Source organism: Mycobacterium sp. Root265, from assembly GCF_001428895.1.
Lineage (GTDB): Bacteria > Actinomycetota > Actinomycetes > Mycobacteriales > Mycobacteriaceae > Mycobacterium.
In genome coordinates this window covers 146,466-161,528 of the sequence record NZ_LMJA01000005.1, presented here as the reverse complement: position 1 = coordinate 161,528, position 15,063 = coordinate 146,466, and the positions used below count along the sequence as shown (strand labels likewise).

Sequence of the window (15,063 nt, the reverse complement as noted above, 5' to 3'; positions counted from 1 at the left end):
GATCGAGGCCGGCATGGTCTTCGTCAACGCCGTCGGCGCCGAAGGCGCCGAGCTGCCCTTCGGCGGAGTCAAACGCTCCGGGTTCGGCCGCGAACTCGGACGCTTCGGCATCGACGAATTCGTCAACAAAAAACTCATCCGCATCGCCAAATAATCACCGCACCAGGGCGGCGGCGCCGACCAGTCCGGCGTCGCCTCCCAGGTCGGCGGGCACCACCCGCAGATCGCGGATGAAGGTCAACCCGGTGTAGCGGGTCAACGTCTCGCGCAGCGGGCCGAACAGCACCTCACCGGCCTTGGCCACCCCACCACCGATCACCACCAGATCCAGGTCGCAGACCGCGGCGGTCGACGCGACCATCGAGGCCAACGCCGCGGTCCCCCGCCGGAACGCGGCCAGCGCGACCGCGTCGCCCGCTTCGGCCGCGGCCGCCAGTTCCTTGGCGTCCGCACCCACCCAGCCCTGCTGCTGCGCCCACCGTGTCATCCGCGGACCGGAGGCGATCGTCTCCACACAGCCATGACCGCCGCACACGCAGAGCTCCCCGTCGATATCGGCGACCATGTGGCCGACGTGCCCGGCGTTCCCGGTGCGCCCGTCGTAGGGAGCGCCGTCGAGCACCAGGCCGCCGCCGATTCCGGTGGACACCACCATCCCGAGCAGGAACTGCGCGCCCCGCCCGGCCCCGCGCCAATGCTCGCCGAGCGCCATGCACAGTCCGTCACCGCCGAGCCGCACCGGCAGCCCGGTCAGCTCCTCGACCCGCGCGACGATCGGAAATTCCTGCCACACAGCAATATTCACCGGGCTGATGGTGCCCGCGCCGAGCGCCACCGGTCCGGCGGATGCGATACCCACCGCCTGCACCGGTGTCATCGAGGTTGCCTGCCGGATCAGATCCGCGGTCACCTGCCAGGCGGCGTCGGCGGAGTCGCGGGGGGTGGGCTGCTGGAAGCGCTGCAGCACGGTGCCCTCATCGTCGACGATGCCTGCGGCGATCTTGGTGCCCCCGATGTCGAGAGCCAGCGTGACAGCCATCAGTGCTTGTGGGTGTTGTCGGGTTGGCGCGGATCGCCGGGATGTTCATAGCCCGGTGACAGGGCGACGAGTTCGGCGCACTGCGCGTCGAGCCACAGCCGGAAGGCCCGGCGCCGCGCCGCGGCCCCCAGGTGCGCGGCGATCAGCGGCCGGGCCCGGGCGAAGTCCACGACGTCGGTGCGGCGGGCGGCGAACCTGCCGGGGTTGCGCCGGTGGTAGGCCACGATCTCGATATCGGAGACGCCGACCTGCGCGGTGACGCGGGCGAACGCGGCCCGGCCGCTCTCGGTGGTCAGCACCGCGGCCGCGATGCTGCCGATCTCCAGTCGCGCGGCCATGTCCGGCAACACGTCCTCCAGGTCCGGAATCTGTTCGGCCCCGGTATTTTCCAGTGCCACCACTCGTTCGGCCGTCACCAGCTGGGTCAGCCAGCGCCGCAATTGACGTCCCTCGCTGGTGCCCGGGCGCGGCAGTGCGGCGGCCATGTTGCCCGCCCGCAGCGCTCTTTCCCGTTCGTCGATCTCGGCGATGGTGACGATGTGGCCGGCGACCCGCGCCGCGGTCATGTGACCACCACCGCCACCGCAGGCGAGTAGACCAGCTTGCCTGCGCACGCCACCCGGATCAGCACCCACCAGGTTCCCGGCCGCACCCACGGCGGCGGTGCGACATCGAACTCGATCCGAGCGGTACCGCCGGCGGGCAGTTCGGCCCCGGTTGCCGCCGGGCCCAACCATTCCCAGGTCCCCCACGGGCTGATCAGATGGGCCTCGGCCGACAGGTCGGCACGGGCATCGGTACCGACGGTGACACCAAGCCGGGCGGTCTGGCCGGCGCGCACCCGCACCTCGGACGGACCGGCCACCAGGCGCAGCAGTTCGGCATCGTCCACTCCCCCGGTGGCTGCGCCCACTCGGACCACGCAGACGTCCTCGACGACCTGACGCCAGGACGGCGGCAGACCGCCGCGCCCATTGAGCGCCAGTTCGACGCGGATCGGATACAGCCCGGGCGGTTGCCCGGCCGGTATCGTGACGGTGGCGTCGGTGTCCAGGTAGTCCCCGGGTGGCAGCACGAATGGCAGCTCCGGGGTCTCGGCGTTCCAGCCGGCCGGGCAGATCAGCTTGACCCGCCCGTGGACCGCCGCGTCGGTGCAGTCGCTGGCCACGGTCAGCCGCAGACGCACCTGCTCACCGGTTTCTGCCTGCAGCTGGTGCGGGTGCAGGTGGGCGACGGCGGGCAGCCCGCCCAGCGGCGCGGGGCCCCGGTTGTGCAACCAGTACCGGGCGTAGAGCGGCTGTGCCGCTTCGGCTTCCGGCGCGAGCTGCTCGTTGTCGGCGTTGAGGATCTTCACCGCGTCCAGGTGGGTCAGCATGGTGGCGATCTGATAGCCGTGCAAGGTGAATCCGGCGCTGCGGTCCAGGCGGCGTTCCAGCAGATCGGCCGGAACCAGCGGAGACACCGCGCTCAGACCCGAGCGGACCACGAATTGTGTGGTGCGGCCGTGCGTTTCGACGATACGTAGGGCCACTGAGGCAGGGTCGACGGTGTCGACACTGCCCGCCGCGATGGGATTGCCCGCGGCTTTGAGCGCACCCAGTTGCACTCCCCCACCGGCGGCGTCGACGTCGAGCAGCGCGCCGTGCGAGGGCAACCCGTCGGTTCCCGCCCGCCGGTTGGGCACCGCGAGCAGCGGATGGGAGAACGCAGCACTGCGGCTGGGGATTTCGCTGTCGCGCCAGTCGCCCTCGTCGGCGACGATGGCGTAGTCGAAGGTGTGCGTCCAGTGCTGGAGCTGAAAGTTGGAGCCGTCGGGTGCGGTACGCCGCGGCGGGTCGATCCAGGTGCCCGACGGCCAGCCGGTACAGGACCGCATCAGCGACGTGTGCAGCGTGCCGTCGGGTTCGACCGCGAAGCCGGGCACGCCCCGGTTCAGCAGCGCCACGGTGGCCGGCTCGAACGGTTCCACGCCGCCGTCGGGATGCTGACGCACCGAGATCTCCGCGTCGCCGATCTCGTCGATGAGTGCCTCGACACCGCCGACGACGATGAGCACCGGCAGCGCCCGGGCCCCCTTGAGGTCGGCGCCCGGCGCCCATTCCTGGGCCAGTGCGGCCTGCGCGGGCACCCATACCCGCGCGGCCCCGGTGACGCCGACCTGGCGGTCCAGCTCGGCACGGTAGTCGGGCGCGCTGTCCAACACCGCTGCGGCGAAAGCGTTCTCGTCCGGGTGGCCGATGACGATGCGCGCATCGGGCAGGTTCGAATCCACCGCGAGGTCGCCGTAGCGCGGGCGCCCGGCGACGCTGCAGGTGGCGGTGACCCCGGCGCGCACCAGCGCCACCATCAGCGCGCGCTCGTCGAATGACGCGTCGGGGGTGACCACCTCGGCGACCGAGACCGCGCGCACCCCGGCACCGATCCGTATCCGCAGCATCGAGGACAGCCCGAACCAGCCGTAGGCCGGGTTGTCCAGGGTGTACGGGTGCTCCGCAGAGTCCACCGCGTCCGGGGCCCCGTGGTGGTGCAGCAGCCCGAAACCGCGGCCGATGACGGCGTCACCGACCTCGCTGACCGGCATGGCACCGGGGACCGGACACGGCCAGCGCAGCCGCAGCAGTTTGTCGGTACCGGTGAATTCGTCGATGGTGGTGCGGCATTCGACGCGGTCGATACCGTCCCACAGGGTCACGGTCTGGGTGTAGCGCAGCTCGCCGGCGATCTGACCGGAGATGACCAGCCGCTCCCCCAGCGCGCTGCGATAGGCCTGCACCGTCGCGGGGAATTCCGACGAGCCGATCACCGGGCCCTTGGGCAGCAGATGCCATGGCCCCTCGCCGGCCTGCGGGTGCGCCGGATACTCGTCGTAGACGGCCAGTTCGTTGCCGACCCGCCCGTCGGCGATCAGTTCGCGGCCATCGGCGACCAGTGAGCTCACCCCACCGCCGCGGGCCGAGTCGACGGTCAGCGTGTAGTGCGCGTTGGCGACGGTGGCACCGTCCATCTGCTGCCAGCGTGACCCGTCGATATCGTCGTCCCACTGGTAGCCCTGCCAGCCCAGCGAGCCGATGTCGTCGACCCGCCAGGTGACGGTGTGGTCCTCGATCAGCGTGGGCAGGGCCCGCCCGTTCATGTCGCGGACCACCCCCGAGAACGGTTCGTCCAGATGCGCGGTCACCAGGTCGGTGCGGCCGTGCGCCAACGGATTCCACACCACGACAGCGGAATCGACGGCTCCGGTGAGCAGTCGCAGCGCATTGTCGCGGGCGGTGCGGCCGATCTCCCAGGCGTCCCGCCAGCCGGTGAGCAGGTCGAGGTACACCTGATCGGATTCCGAGCCGGTGATGGCGTCGTGGTGGGCGCCGTAGGCCAGCTGCACCCAGGCCTTGGCCAGCGCCGCCTGCGGATAGGTTGCGCCGCCCAGCAATCCGGCGAACACGGCGAACCGTTCGGCTTCCAGCACCGCGTTCTCGGCGGCCCGGTTGGCCTGCTTGGTGTCGATGTAGGAGACGTCCTTGCCGGTGTAGATCGGGTTCATGTCCCGGGTCTGTACCGACGCCCGCGCGCCGCGGGTGTCCAGTTCGGTGCGCACCGCGGCGAAGAACTCCTTGGGCAGCGCGCAGACGAACCGGGGCCAGGTGTAGCGGCTGTTCCAGTCGCGGTGAATGTCGGTGACCCACTTGTTGGGTGGGGTGTAGTCGGTACCGACGGGCAGCAGCACGTTGCGGGTCAGCGCCACCTGCTTCAGCCCGGCGAACAGCTTGTAGGTCTGGGCTTCCGCGTCGGCCAGCGAGGCCGCCGAATCCATCCACCAGCCACCCGCGTAGTGCGCGGGCATGTAGTGCGTCAGCAGTCCGCGCCCCGACGGTGCCGTCCACTCGAACTCGCTGGCGAACTGCATCCGGGTGGGGTCACCGTCACCGGCCATCGGGCCCCACTGGTGGTGCGGCCCGCGCGCCCACGAGCTGGAGGTCAGCCCGGCGTCCGCGGCCATCCCCGGGAACTGTGGGTCGTGCCCGAACACGTCGAGCTGCCAGGCGGTGGCCGGGTCACCGCCCAGCACATCACGCTGAAAACCGATGCCGTGCACGAAGTTCCGGATCGCAGTCTCGGGACTGGTGAGGTTGGTGTTGGGCTCGTTGTAGGTGCCGCCCATGATCTCGACGCGGCCCTCGCCGATCAGCCGGCGCAGGTCGGTGCGTTCCTCGGGGTGGGTGTCCCAGAACGGTTTGAGGTAGTCGACCTCGGCGAGCACGAACTTGTAGTCGGGGTCGCGGCGCGCCATTTCCAGGTGGGCGGTGACGAGTTCGAACGCGTTGGTCTGGCGGCAGGCGCCGGGCGGGTCCTCGGTCCAGACGCTGGTGTAGGCGGCCTGGGTGTTCCACCACACGGGGTCGTAGTGGAAGTGGCTGATCATGTACATCGTCCAGCCGGGTTCGGCGTCGGTGAACGTGAAGGCCGTATTGCCGATGCTGGCCTCGCGCCGGCGGCCGGGCTCGGGATCGGTGACGCTCATCGGCACTTCGACCGTGGTCGCGTCCGGCTGCGCGACGGCCTCGCCCTCGATGCCGGTGCCCGTCACCCGCACCGGGGTGGGCGCCGCGCAATCGGCGTAGCTGATACGGACCAGTTGCACCGGTGCGTCCGGTGGCCCGACGAACAGGTCCGTCGACTCCGCTCCCGTGACGCGCATCCTGGCACCCTACGTTCGGGCGCCCGCAGTTCTCGGCGAAACTCGCGTACCCGCCGTCCGCGGGTGCTCTACAGCGACGGGTACGCGAGTTTCGCCAGTCATCGGGCGCCCGCCCTCCGGAGCCGTTCGGCGGCGGTTCGCACCGCGTCGGCCACCTCGACCGGTTCGAGCACCTCGAACTCGCAGCCCGGCATGGCCAGGTAGAGCGCCATCACATCGGGGTCGTCGGCGCCGGTGGTGAGGATGCAGGTGTCTGGCCCGTCCGCCTCGATCTGCACCGAGGCCGACGAGAAAGTCTGCGCCACAACATCGTGGGCGGCGTAGTAGCGCACCTTCGCCACATACCGGTACGGCGAGCTGGTGATGGCGCGCTGCACGTACTGCGCCGCGTCCGGAGCCTCCCGGGGTGTGAAGATGCTGCCCAGCGCCCTGACGTCGGCCATCCGGTCCAGGCGCAGGCTGCGCCAATCCTGCTTGTCGCGGTCATAGGACAGCAGGTACCAGCGACGGCCGGTGGTCACCAGCTGATAGGGCTCCAGCCGGCGCGCGGTGACGTTGCCGCGGATGTCGGTGTAGCCGGTGTTGACGTGCTCATGGTCGCGGCAGGCCCGCGCCAGCGTCATCAGCACCTCGGGGTCCACCGGCACGTCCCTGCTGGTCGGGGTCAGCGTCACCGTGGTCTCGTGCACGGCGGCGACCTGGGATCGCAACCGCGCCGGCATCACCTGGTCCAGCTTCGACAGTGCACGCAACGCCGACTCGCCCACCCCGGCGACGCTGCCGCCGGCGGCCAGCCGCAGACAGACCGCCATCGCGACGGCCTCCTCCGGGTCCAGTAGCAGCGGGGGCAGCGCCGCGCCGGCGCCCAGCTGGTAGCCGCCGCCGTGCCCCGTGCTGGCGTGCACCGGATACCCGAGGTCACGCAGGCGTTCGACATCGCGGCGGACGCTGCGGGTGGTGACCGCCAGGCGCTCGGCCAGTTCCTCGGAGGTCCATACCCGCCGGGATTGCAGCAGTCCGAGGAGTTGCAGCACCCGGGCGGTCGTTTCTGACATATCTCGATACTGCCGCACTTATAGGACAGAACCTGTCCGCTATAGCTGTCAGAGTGAAGCCATGAACACCGACCTACTCGCCGACCAACTGGAATTCCACTGGTCCCACCAGCTGCGGCCCCGGCTGGACGGCCTCACCGATGACGAGTACTTCTGGCAGCCGGTGCCGGACTGCTGGACCGTGCACCCCGACGGTGGCGTCGACTTCGTCTACCCCGAGCCGGAGCCCACGCCGTTCACCACCATCGCCTGGCGACTGGCCCACGTGATCATCGGCGTCTTCGCAATGCGCAACCACTCGCATTTCGGCGGCCCGGCCGCGGACTACGAGAGCTGGCCCTATGCCACCGACGCCGCGACCGCACTGGCACAGCTGGACACCGAATACCGGCGGTGGACGGCAGGGGTGCGTGCGCTGTCCGACGACGATCTGAACCGCCCGTGCGGACCGGCCGAGGGCCCGTACGCCGACGAACCGATGTCCGTGCTGGTGCTCCACATCAACCGTGAGGTCATCCACCACGGCGCCGAAATCGCTTTGCTCCGAGATCTCTACACCCACATGAAGGAGAACTGATATGTCCGCAATGCCCCCTCCGATCGCTGATGAGCGCGCCGGCCTCAAGGAATACGTCGCCGCCCAGCAGTACGCCTTTCACGCGATCGCGTTCGGGCTCACCGATGAGCAGGCGCGCTCGGCGCCGTCGGTCAGCTCGTTATCGATCGGCGGTCTGATCAAGCACGTCACCAATTGTCAGGCCGGCTGGATGGAGCGGGTCGCGGCTGCGCCGGACATGACCGAGGGCGACAAGCGTCCTATGGAGGAGCAGGCCGCCGACTATCAGGACGAGTTCGTGATGCGTAAGGACGAGACGCTGGCGCAGATCCTGGAGAAGTTCGAGGCGCAGAACGCCGAGACCATCCGGCTCATCGAGACCTCGGATCTGTCTGCGGCCGTGCCGATTCCGCAGCATGTGCCGTGGTTCCCGAAGGACGTGGCGGCGTGGTCGGTGCGCTGGGTGATCTTCCACATGATCGAGGAGCTGGCCCGGCACGCCGGTCAGGGCGACATCATCCGGGAGAGCATCGACGGCGCGACGCTGTACGAACTGCTGGCCGGTATCGAGGACTGGCCGGCGACGGAGTGGCTGACGCCGTGGGGCAAGGAGGCCGTTTCCTAGACTTTTTGGGGCGAAACTCGCGTACCTGTCGCTGTCGCGGCATGCGGAGCAACGGGTACGCGAGTTTCGCCGCTACGGACGGCCATCCCATCCGCGGGCGAGCAACACCGCGCGGGCGTGCGCGACGAGATCGTCGCCGCGGTCTTCCTTGACCGCTCTCATGAGGTGCCATCGCATCCTCTGCAGTTCCCGACCGACCCACACATCGCGGGCATACACCGTGCGGTCGGTCAGATGCTGTTCCCCGTCGTACTCGGCGCCGACTTTGTATTCCTCCCAGACCATGTCGAGCCGCTTGATGTACCGCCCGTCGGCCGCGCACACGACGAACTGCGTTGTCGGCCTGGGCAATCCGGCGTCGACGAAAAGCATGCGCAGCCAGCTCTCCTGGGGAGACTCAGCGCCTCCATCGACATGAGGCAGAGCTTCTCGAAGGTTGACCAGACCGCGCGCACGCGGGTGCACCTTGGTCAACAGCAGGACGTCTTCGACCGCAAACGGTGACGCATTCATCAGCGCGTCCATCCGCTTGATGGCCGGGATCCGGGTGAGTCGCCGGCCGAGATCGAATGCTGTGCGGGCGGGGGTAGTCACCGGGATTCCGCGCACAGTCATCGCCTCACCCACGCGCAGTGTTTCCTCCCGCCCCTTCAGCCCGGGCTGCGGCCGGCAACGTCCGATCAGGTCGATGGTCACGTCGTCATCCACCCACTTCGCCCCGTGCAGCGCCGATGCCGCGGTGCCCGCGATCACGGCGTGCGGCACGGCCAGCCTGGCAGCAACAATCCTGTCGAGCAGGGTCGGCCGGTGGCCCTTCGGAAGGTAGATCCCGCGGAACACCGGGGCGAAGCGGTGACGCAGTTGCCCCACAGTCAGCGATCCGTCTGCCAGCGCATCGGCGCCGCGGATGGGAATGGCCATGTCTTGTTGGACGCAACAGCGTCGTCTGCGGATCCCCTCAAGTTGGCGAAACTCGCGTACCCGTAGTTCGAAGGGTCAGTTGACGACGGGTACGCGAGTTTCGCCGCAGCAAAGAGGGGGTCAGCGGAAGAAGGCCAGCGCGGAATCCACCACGACGTCGAGGTCGTCGCCGAGAGTGCCGGAGAGCCATTGCTGGGCCAGCTCCGCCATCGCCCCGGTGTACATCGCGGCGCCGATGCGGGTCGCGACCGGATTCGAGCCGGGGTGCAGTCGTGAACCCTCTTCCAGCACCGCGGCGAGCAGCTGATCCTGCATTGCCGCCCGGCGGGCGGTCAGCACCGGGTTCGCGCGGGCATCGGTGAACAGCACGCGCCCGCGTCGCGGGTCGGCGGAGCTGAAGCCGAGCACCGCGGCCATCCCGGCGCGGGTGCGTTCGGCCGGTGACTCCCCCACCGCCGCGATCGCCACGTCCACCGCGGCTGCGAGTTCCGCGGACACCTTGTCGAACATCGCACCCAGCAGCTCGTCGGTGTCGGCGAAGCTCTCGTAGAAATACCGGGTGTTCAGTCCGCAGGCGCGGCAGACCGAACGCACCGTCAGCGCGGCCTCACCGCCGTCGCCGAACAATGCATATGCGGCGTCGATCAGCAGCCCACGACGCTCGGCGCGACGGTCATCCAGCGGCACGCCCGCCCAGCGGGTCGGAGTGGACATCCAGGCAGCCTACGTCTGGTCACACCCGTATCCAAAAGGTAGTCTGGCTACAGACGTGACCAGAAAGGGGTTTCGGCGTGGACATGCCGCACCAGGTTCTTGAGCAGATGCTGCAGCGCAAGTTCGACAAGGACATTCGCAAGCACTACTTCCGCGGCATGGAGTTCGCCGAACCGACGGGCGATCCGGGCTGGTTCGGGCCCGGCAGCGCCGTCTGGCACGTCCATTCCCATACCGAGGCGCTGATCTTCGGGCTGCAGTGCGCCGCCTACATCGAGCGCCTCGACCCGTCGATCTACTGGATGGGCATGCACCACTCACGCCTGGTCAAACGCGATGACCAGGGCAATGCAGTCCCGGTCATCGACCCGAAGGGCGCCGCGGTGCGACTCGGGCATTCCATCGCGTTCTTCATCGGTACCGCCTACGGCAACACCGAGACCGCCGAGCGGATGGCCAAGATCGTGCGCTCCATGCACCACACCATCAAGGGCACCCGCCCCGACGGCGCGGTGTATGACGCCGACGATCCCGATTGGCTGCGCTGGAACTACGCCACCGTGGTCTGGGGGCTGGCGACGGCGCACGAGATCTATCACCCGAACCCGCTGCGCGGCAAGAAGCTCGACCGCTACTACGGCGAGTTCATCCGCGTCGGGCACGCCCTGGGCGGGACCGATCTGCCCACCACCAAGGCCGAGACGCTGGAGTGCCTGCACTCCTATCTGCCGCGCCTGGCACTGACCCACGGCGCGGCGATGGCCACCGGCTCCAACCTGCCGATGCCGCAGGCCGCGGTGGACTGGGCCATCCGCGACACCATGCCCAAATGGGCCAAACAGCTGATCGGCCATACCGACCCCAATCCCGTCGAGCGGGCGGCCCGGCGGGCGACGGTCTGGTCGATCATCAACGGCCTGCACACCGCCGCGGGACCCACGCCCGAGTTCCGCCAGGCCCAGGCCCGGGTGGCCGACGGCACCACCTGCGACCACACCGAACCGGAATACGTGCTGGGTAGCGACCCGCAACTGAGCCGCGACGCGGTCGAGCACAGCTTCGCATGAGTGTGACCCCTGACACATTCTTGGGTGCTACCGCGGGTTTTGAGACACTGCAGGGATGAGTTCTTCGCCGAAAACCAAGCACCGCGAGCCCGCCAGGCTGGATCGGGTGCCGTTGCCGGTCGAGGCCGCCCGCGTCGGCGCGACGGGCTGGCAGATCACCCGCACCGGTGCCCGAGTGGCCGCAAATCTCATGGGCAAGGGTTCACTGCAGCAGAAGATCGCCAAGCAGATCCCGCAGACCTTCGCCGATCTGGGCCCCACCTACGTCAAGTTCGGGCAGATCATCGCGTCCAGTCCGGGCGCCTTCGGTGAGCCGCTGAGCCGGGAGTTCCGCAGCTTGCTGGACCGGGTACCGCCGGCCGACCTGCAGGAGGTGCACAAACTCTTCAAAGAGGACCTCGGCGACACACCGCAGAACCTGTTCAAGTCGTTCGACGAGAAGCCTTTCGCATCGGCCTCGATCGCCCAGGTGCACTACGCGACACTGCATTCGGGCGAGGAGGTCGTGGTCAAGATCCAGCGGCCGGGCATCCGTCGACGGGTGGCCGCGGATCTGCAGATCCTCAAGCGCGGCGCGCGTCTGGTCGAGTTCGCGAAGCTCGGACAGCGCCTCTCCGCCCAGGATGTGGTCGCCGACTTCGCCGATAACTTGGCCGAGGAACTGGACTTCCGGCTGGAGGCCCAGTCCATGGACGCCTGGGTGGCCCATATGCACGCCTCTCCTCTCGGCGCCGATATCCGTGTGCCCCAGGTGTATTGGGACCTCACCAGCGAGCGCGTACTGACGATGGAGCGCATCCAGGGGGTGCGGGTCGACGATGTCGCCGCCATCCGCAAGAAGGGCTTCGACGGCGAGCAACTGGTGAAGGCCTTGCTGTTCAGTGTGTTCGAGGGCGGGCTGCGCCACGGCCTGTTCCACGGCGACCTGCACGCCGGCAACCTGTACGTCGACGACGACGGCAAGATCGTGTTCTTCGACTTCGGCATCATGGGCCGCATCGATCCGCGGACCCGTTGGCTGCTGCGTGAACTCGTGCACGCGCTGCTGGTCAAGAAGGACCATGCGGCGGCCGGGAAGATCGTGGTGATGATGGGCGCGGTGGGGACGGTGAAGCCCGAGGCCCAGGCCGCCAAGGATCTGGAGAAGTTCACCACCCCGCTGACCGTGTCGTCGCTGGGCGAGATGAGCTATGCCGACATCGGCAAGCAGCTCTCCACGCTGGCCGATGCCTACGACGTCAAACTGCCCCGCGAGCTGGTGCTGATCGGCAAGCAGTTCCTCTACGTCGAGCGGTACATGAAGCTGCTGGCCCCGCGCTGGCAGATGATGAGCGACCCACAACTCACCGGGTACTTCGCCAACTTCATGGTGGAAGTCAGCCGGGAACACAAGGCGGGCCAGGAGTGAAGGTCCGCACCGGCACCGCCAAGTCCGGCGATCTGGACATCGTCTACGAGGATTTCGGCGACGAGGATGATCCGGCCGTCCTGCTGATCATGGGCCTGGGCGCGCAACTCCTGTTGTGGCGCAAGGAGTTCTGCGAGAAACTGGTCAACCAGGGCCTGCGCGTCATCCGCTATGACAACCGCGACGTCGGATTGTCCTCGAAGCTGCCCGGCGCGCGCAGCGGCGCTCCGCTGGTCCCGCGGATGGCGCGCTCGCTGGTCGGTGTCAAGAGCCCGGCCGCCTACACGTTAGAAGACATGGCCGATGACGCCGCCGCGCTGCTCGATCATCTGGGCATCGACCGCGCCCATGTGGTCGGGGGCTCGATGGGCGGCATGATCGCCCAGGTGTTCGCCGCCCGCCATGCCGTCCGCACCCGTTCTCTCGGGGTGATCTTCTCCAGCAACAATCGCGCGTTGTTGCCACCGCCGGGGCCCAAGCAGCTGCTGACGCTGTTGCAGAAGCCCGCCGACACCACCCGCGAGGGGGTGATCGCGAACTCGATCCGGGTGACACGGACCATCGGCAGCCCGGGGTTCCCGGTCGCCGAGGACAAGGCGTACGCCGACGCGTTGGAGAGCTACGAGCGGTCCTACTACCCGGCCGGGGTCGGCCGGCAGTTCGCCGCCATCCTGGGCAGCGGCAGCCTGCTGCACTACAACCGTCAGACCACCGCGCCGACCGTGGTCATCCACGGCAAGGCAGACAAGCTCATGCGCCCTTCCGGCGGCCGCTCGATCGCCCGGGCCATCCCCGGAGCGAGGCTGGTGCTGTTCGACGGAATGGGCCATGAGCTGCCCGAACCGCTCTGGGACGACATCGTCGGCGAGCTGAAGTCGAACTTCTCGGCCTGACCCCGGCCGCGTACGGCTCGACGGCTTCACCATTACGCGGCGCCAGTCCCTGCGGTTCCCCTATGCGCGCACGCTGGACCTTAGGGCGCAGGCCCTGGAATCCCACAAGGACGAGGCGATCGCCGTGCAATCCGAAGAGGTGTACGAGCGCTACATGCACTATCTGACCGGTTGCGCCAACGGCTTCCGGGTGGGCTACATCGACGTCAACCAGTTCACGATGACGAAAGAGTCGATCCCCCTGCCCGACAACCGAACTGACATAGGGCATCCTAAGACCGCACCTTCTGGTTAACTCAGGCATCAGTCGAATCGTGCACCCAGCCAGCGAACTTCTGACGACCGGTTGATATCGGCTACGAATGAGCCGTTTCTGGCTTCCCTCGTGATTCGCCCCTGCCCCGCGCCTGCCGAAGGACGCGGTGCGGGCATTGTCGACGCGACCAACTCCAACCACTACGCGGTGAGGCCGTGCCCGCTACCGTTGCAGGCACATCGTTTTCGCTCAGGGGAGACAGCCGATGGCAGCCATGACGCATCTGCGAAAAAAGGCCATCTGGCACGTCAAGGATCTGCTGGCACTGGGGCTGCCCTACCAGACGCGTCACCTCCACCGGCGAGCCAAGTCCGAGTTTCAGGTACACATCAAGGATGTCGGCGCGCTGACGCTGCGACCGCGGTCCACCGACGCCGCCGTGGTCAGCCAGGTGTTCAGTTGGCAGCAATACGATCTGAGCCGCTTCCCGCAGCAGACGCAGATCGACGACGCCTATCGGGACATCATCCGGCGCGGCCGTCGTCCACTGATTCTCGACCTGGGTGCCAACAACGGTGCCTCGGCCCGATGGTTCGCTCGCGAGTATTCGCAGGCCGATATCGTTGCGGTGGAACCAGATCCCGACAACGCCCGGATCTGCCGGTTGAACAACGAGGGTTATCCCGTGCACGTCGTCAATGCGGCGATCGGCAGCACACCTGGCAGCGTGTCATTGGACAAGCCCGCCGGCACCATCGCCTGCACCACCACGCGAGCCCCCGACGGCGGTGTGCCCGTCGTGACGGTCAATCAGATCCTCGCGGTGCGGCCCGGCCACGAGCTGTTCATCGCCAAGATCGACATCGAGGGTTTCGAGAACGACTTGTTCGCGTCCCACACCGAATGGGCGGAACAAGCGAGCGTCATCATCGTCGAACCGCACGACTGGAAGTTCCCGGACCGCAATACCAGCCGTAATCTCCAACAGACGATGGGCCGGCTGCCGTTCCAGCTGCTGCTGTCAGGCAAGAATCTGGTCTACGTCCGCATTCCCGGTCGCCGATGGGGCTGAACCGCCCCGGGTGATGGTGCAGGCTCAGCACTGTCACGTCGGGGACGGTCTCGCTCGCCCAGGCCCCGGCTGCCGACCGACCTGTTTCACCGCACCGACGGGCTTTCAGATGTGTCGAGCCCGCAGTCCGCAATAGTTGGACTTTGCACTTGTGTCGCTCCCGACGATTTGCGTACGCATTTGCCGTCGCAGCGCACGGACCCATTCGTACAGGACGCGACGACCGTGCCTTGACGTCGTCCGCGATGCGTTTCCCGTTCGGCGAGTGGCAGTTTTCGCTATTCGGTGACACTCCGGTTTGGGCTGTTCAGCCGCCTGCTGCTGGCAACATTCTATTCCGAGGTGCGCCCAACGGGGGTAACCGAGAACCGACGGCAATGACCACACGGTGAAGGACGCATGCGATCTTCGACATTCGTCAAGGCGAAAGAGAATGAACATTTGCCAGCGGCCATACGGTCGGCCGGTTAGCCGCCACCTCGGCAGCACACGGCTTTTCGACCGCTGAGGAGGAACGTTTGCCAACATTCACGCACCAGGAAAACAGGTTCTTTCCATATCCAGTAAAGCCAGGTCACGGATCGGTCGGCAACAGTGACGGTGCTGGCGGACAGAAGCGCTACAGTCTTTGAAGGGCGAAGCCTGGCAACGGGCTTCGGGGGCTGCATCGACGTCGATCAGTTCACAGAGCTAAGTAATTGAAGAGACAACGCACAATCTGTAGTGCGCATGGTCAAGACAACGGCCTGCGCTGGACTAAGGAC

13 protein-coding genes and 1 pseudogene are annotated in these 15,063 nt (G+C 67.7%); 8 read left to right on the top strand and 6 right to left on the bottom strand.

What is annotated here, in order from left to right; translation table 11 throughout:
* Positions 1–154: aldehyde dehydrogenase family protein (locus ASE48_RS32625; protein ID WP_156409107.1), on the top strand; the 154-nt coding region annotated here is incomplete at its 5' end.
* Here the strand turns inward: ASE48_RS32625 and ASE48_RS08160 are convergent.
* From ASE48_RS08160 to ASE48_RS08145, 4 genes are all read right to left on the bottom strand, one after another.
* A complete protein-coding gene (locus ASE48_RS08160; protein ID WP_057166559.1) occupies positions 155–1,039 on the bottom strand; it encodes an ROK family protein in 885 nt (294 codons plus the stop codon). It lies immediately after the preceding gene.
* Positions 1,039–1,605: a DUF7158 domain-containing protein gene (locus tag ASE48_RS08155; RefSeq protein WP_057166558.1), complete on the bottom strand. Its 567-nt coding sequence runs from the start codon at positions 1,603–1,605 to the stop codon at positions 1,039–1,041. The genes ASE48_RS08160 and ASE48_RS08155 overlap by 1 nt, the downstream gene beginning before the upstream one ends.
* Positions 1,602–5,732 (bottom strand): NEW3 domain-containing protein, encoded by a 4,131-nt coding sequence (locus tag ASE48_RS08150; protein ID WP_057166557.1) that lies wholly within the window; start codon positions 5,730–5,732, stop codon positions 1,602–1,604. Before ASE48_RS08150 ends, ASE48_RS08155 begins: the two co-directional genes overlap by 4 nt.
* Before the next feature lie 98 nt (positions 5,733–5,830).
* Complete coding sequence (locus ASE48_RS08145) at positions 5,831–6,787, bottom strand: helix-turn-helix transcriptional regulator (protein ID WP_057166556.1); 957 nt, start codon at positions 6,785–6,787, stop codon at positions 5,831–5,833.
* Between the two features lie 61 nt (positions 6,788–6,848).
* On the opposite strand from ASE48_RS08145, the gene ASE48_RS08140 reads away from it, so the two are divergent.
* Together ASE48_RS08140 and ASE48_RS08135 are read left to right on the top strand one after the other, a co-directional pair.
* Positions 6,849–7,364, top strand: coding sequence for a DinB family protein (locus ASE48_RS08140; protein WP_057166555.1), 516 nt, complete (start codon positions 6,849–6,851; stop codon positions 7,362–7,364).
* Between the two features lies 1 nt (position 7,365).
* Positions 7,366–7,968, top strand: a complete 603-nt coding sequence (locus tag ASE48_RS08135; RefSeq protein WP_057166554.1) for a DinB family protein — start codon at positions 7,366–7,368, stop codon at positions 7,966–7,968.
* A gap of 72 nt (positions 7,969–8,040) precedes the next feature.
* On the opposite strand, the gene ASE48_RS08130 is transcribed toward ASE48_RS08135, so the two are convergent.
* Complete coding sequence (locus ASE48_RS08130) at positions 8,041–8,889, bottom strand: hypothetical protein (RefSeq protein ID WP_057166553.1); 849 nt, start codon at positions 8,887–8,889, stop codon at positions 8,041–8,043.
* 120 nt (positions 8,890–9,009) lie between these two features.
* Positions 9,010–9,603: a TetR/AcrR family transcriptional regulator gene (locus ASE48_RS08125; RefSeq protein ID WP_057166552.1), complete on the bottom strand. Its 594-nt coding sequence runs from the start codon at positions 9,601–9,603 to the stop codon at positions 9,010–9,012.
* Between the two features lie 77 nt (positions 9,604–9,680).
* Between ASE48_RS08125 and ASE48_RS08120 the strand changes: the two genes are divergently transcribed.
* The 5 genes and pseudogenes from ASE48_RS08120 (at position 9,681) to ASE48_RS08105 (ending at position 14,299) form a co-directional block, all read left to right on the top strand.
* Positions 9,681–10,670: an oxygenase MpaB family protein gene (locus ASE48_RS08120; RefSeq protein WP_057166551.1), complete on the top strand. Its 990-nt coding sequence runs from the start codon at positions 9,681–9,683 to the stop codon at positions 10,668–10,670.
* A 55-nt stretch (positions 10,671–10,725) separates the two neighbouring features.
* Complete coding sequence (locus ASE48_RS08115) at positions 10,726–12,078, top strand: ABC1 kinase family protein (RefSeq protein ID WP_057166550.1); 1,353 nt, start codon at positions 10,726–10,728, stop codon at positions 12,076–12,078.
* Positions 12,075–12,971 carry an alpha/beta fold hydrolase gene (locus ASE48_RS08110; protein ID WP_057166549.1) on the top strand — a complete coding sequence of 299 codons (897 nt, stop codon included), beginning with the start codon at positions 12,075–12,077 and terminating at the stop codon, positions 12,969–12,971. The genes ASE48_RS08115 and ASE48_RS08110 overlap by 4 nt, the downstream gene beginning before the upstream one ends.
* Positions 12,972–12,993: 22 nt before the next feature.
* Positions 12,994–13,266, top strand: a pseudogene (locus ASE48_RS32120) (class I SAM-dependent methyltransferase); the annotation flags it as partial.
* Between the two features lie 226 nt (positions 13,267–13,492).
* Entirely contained in the window at positions 13,493–14,299 is an 807-nt protein-coding gene (locus tag ASE48_RS08105) for an FkbM family methyltransferase (RefSeq protein WP_082614058.1), read from the top strand.
* Positions 14,300–15,063: the final 764 nt, after the last annotated feature.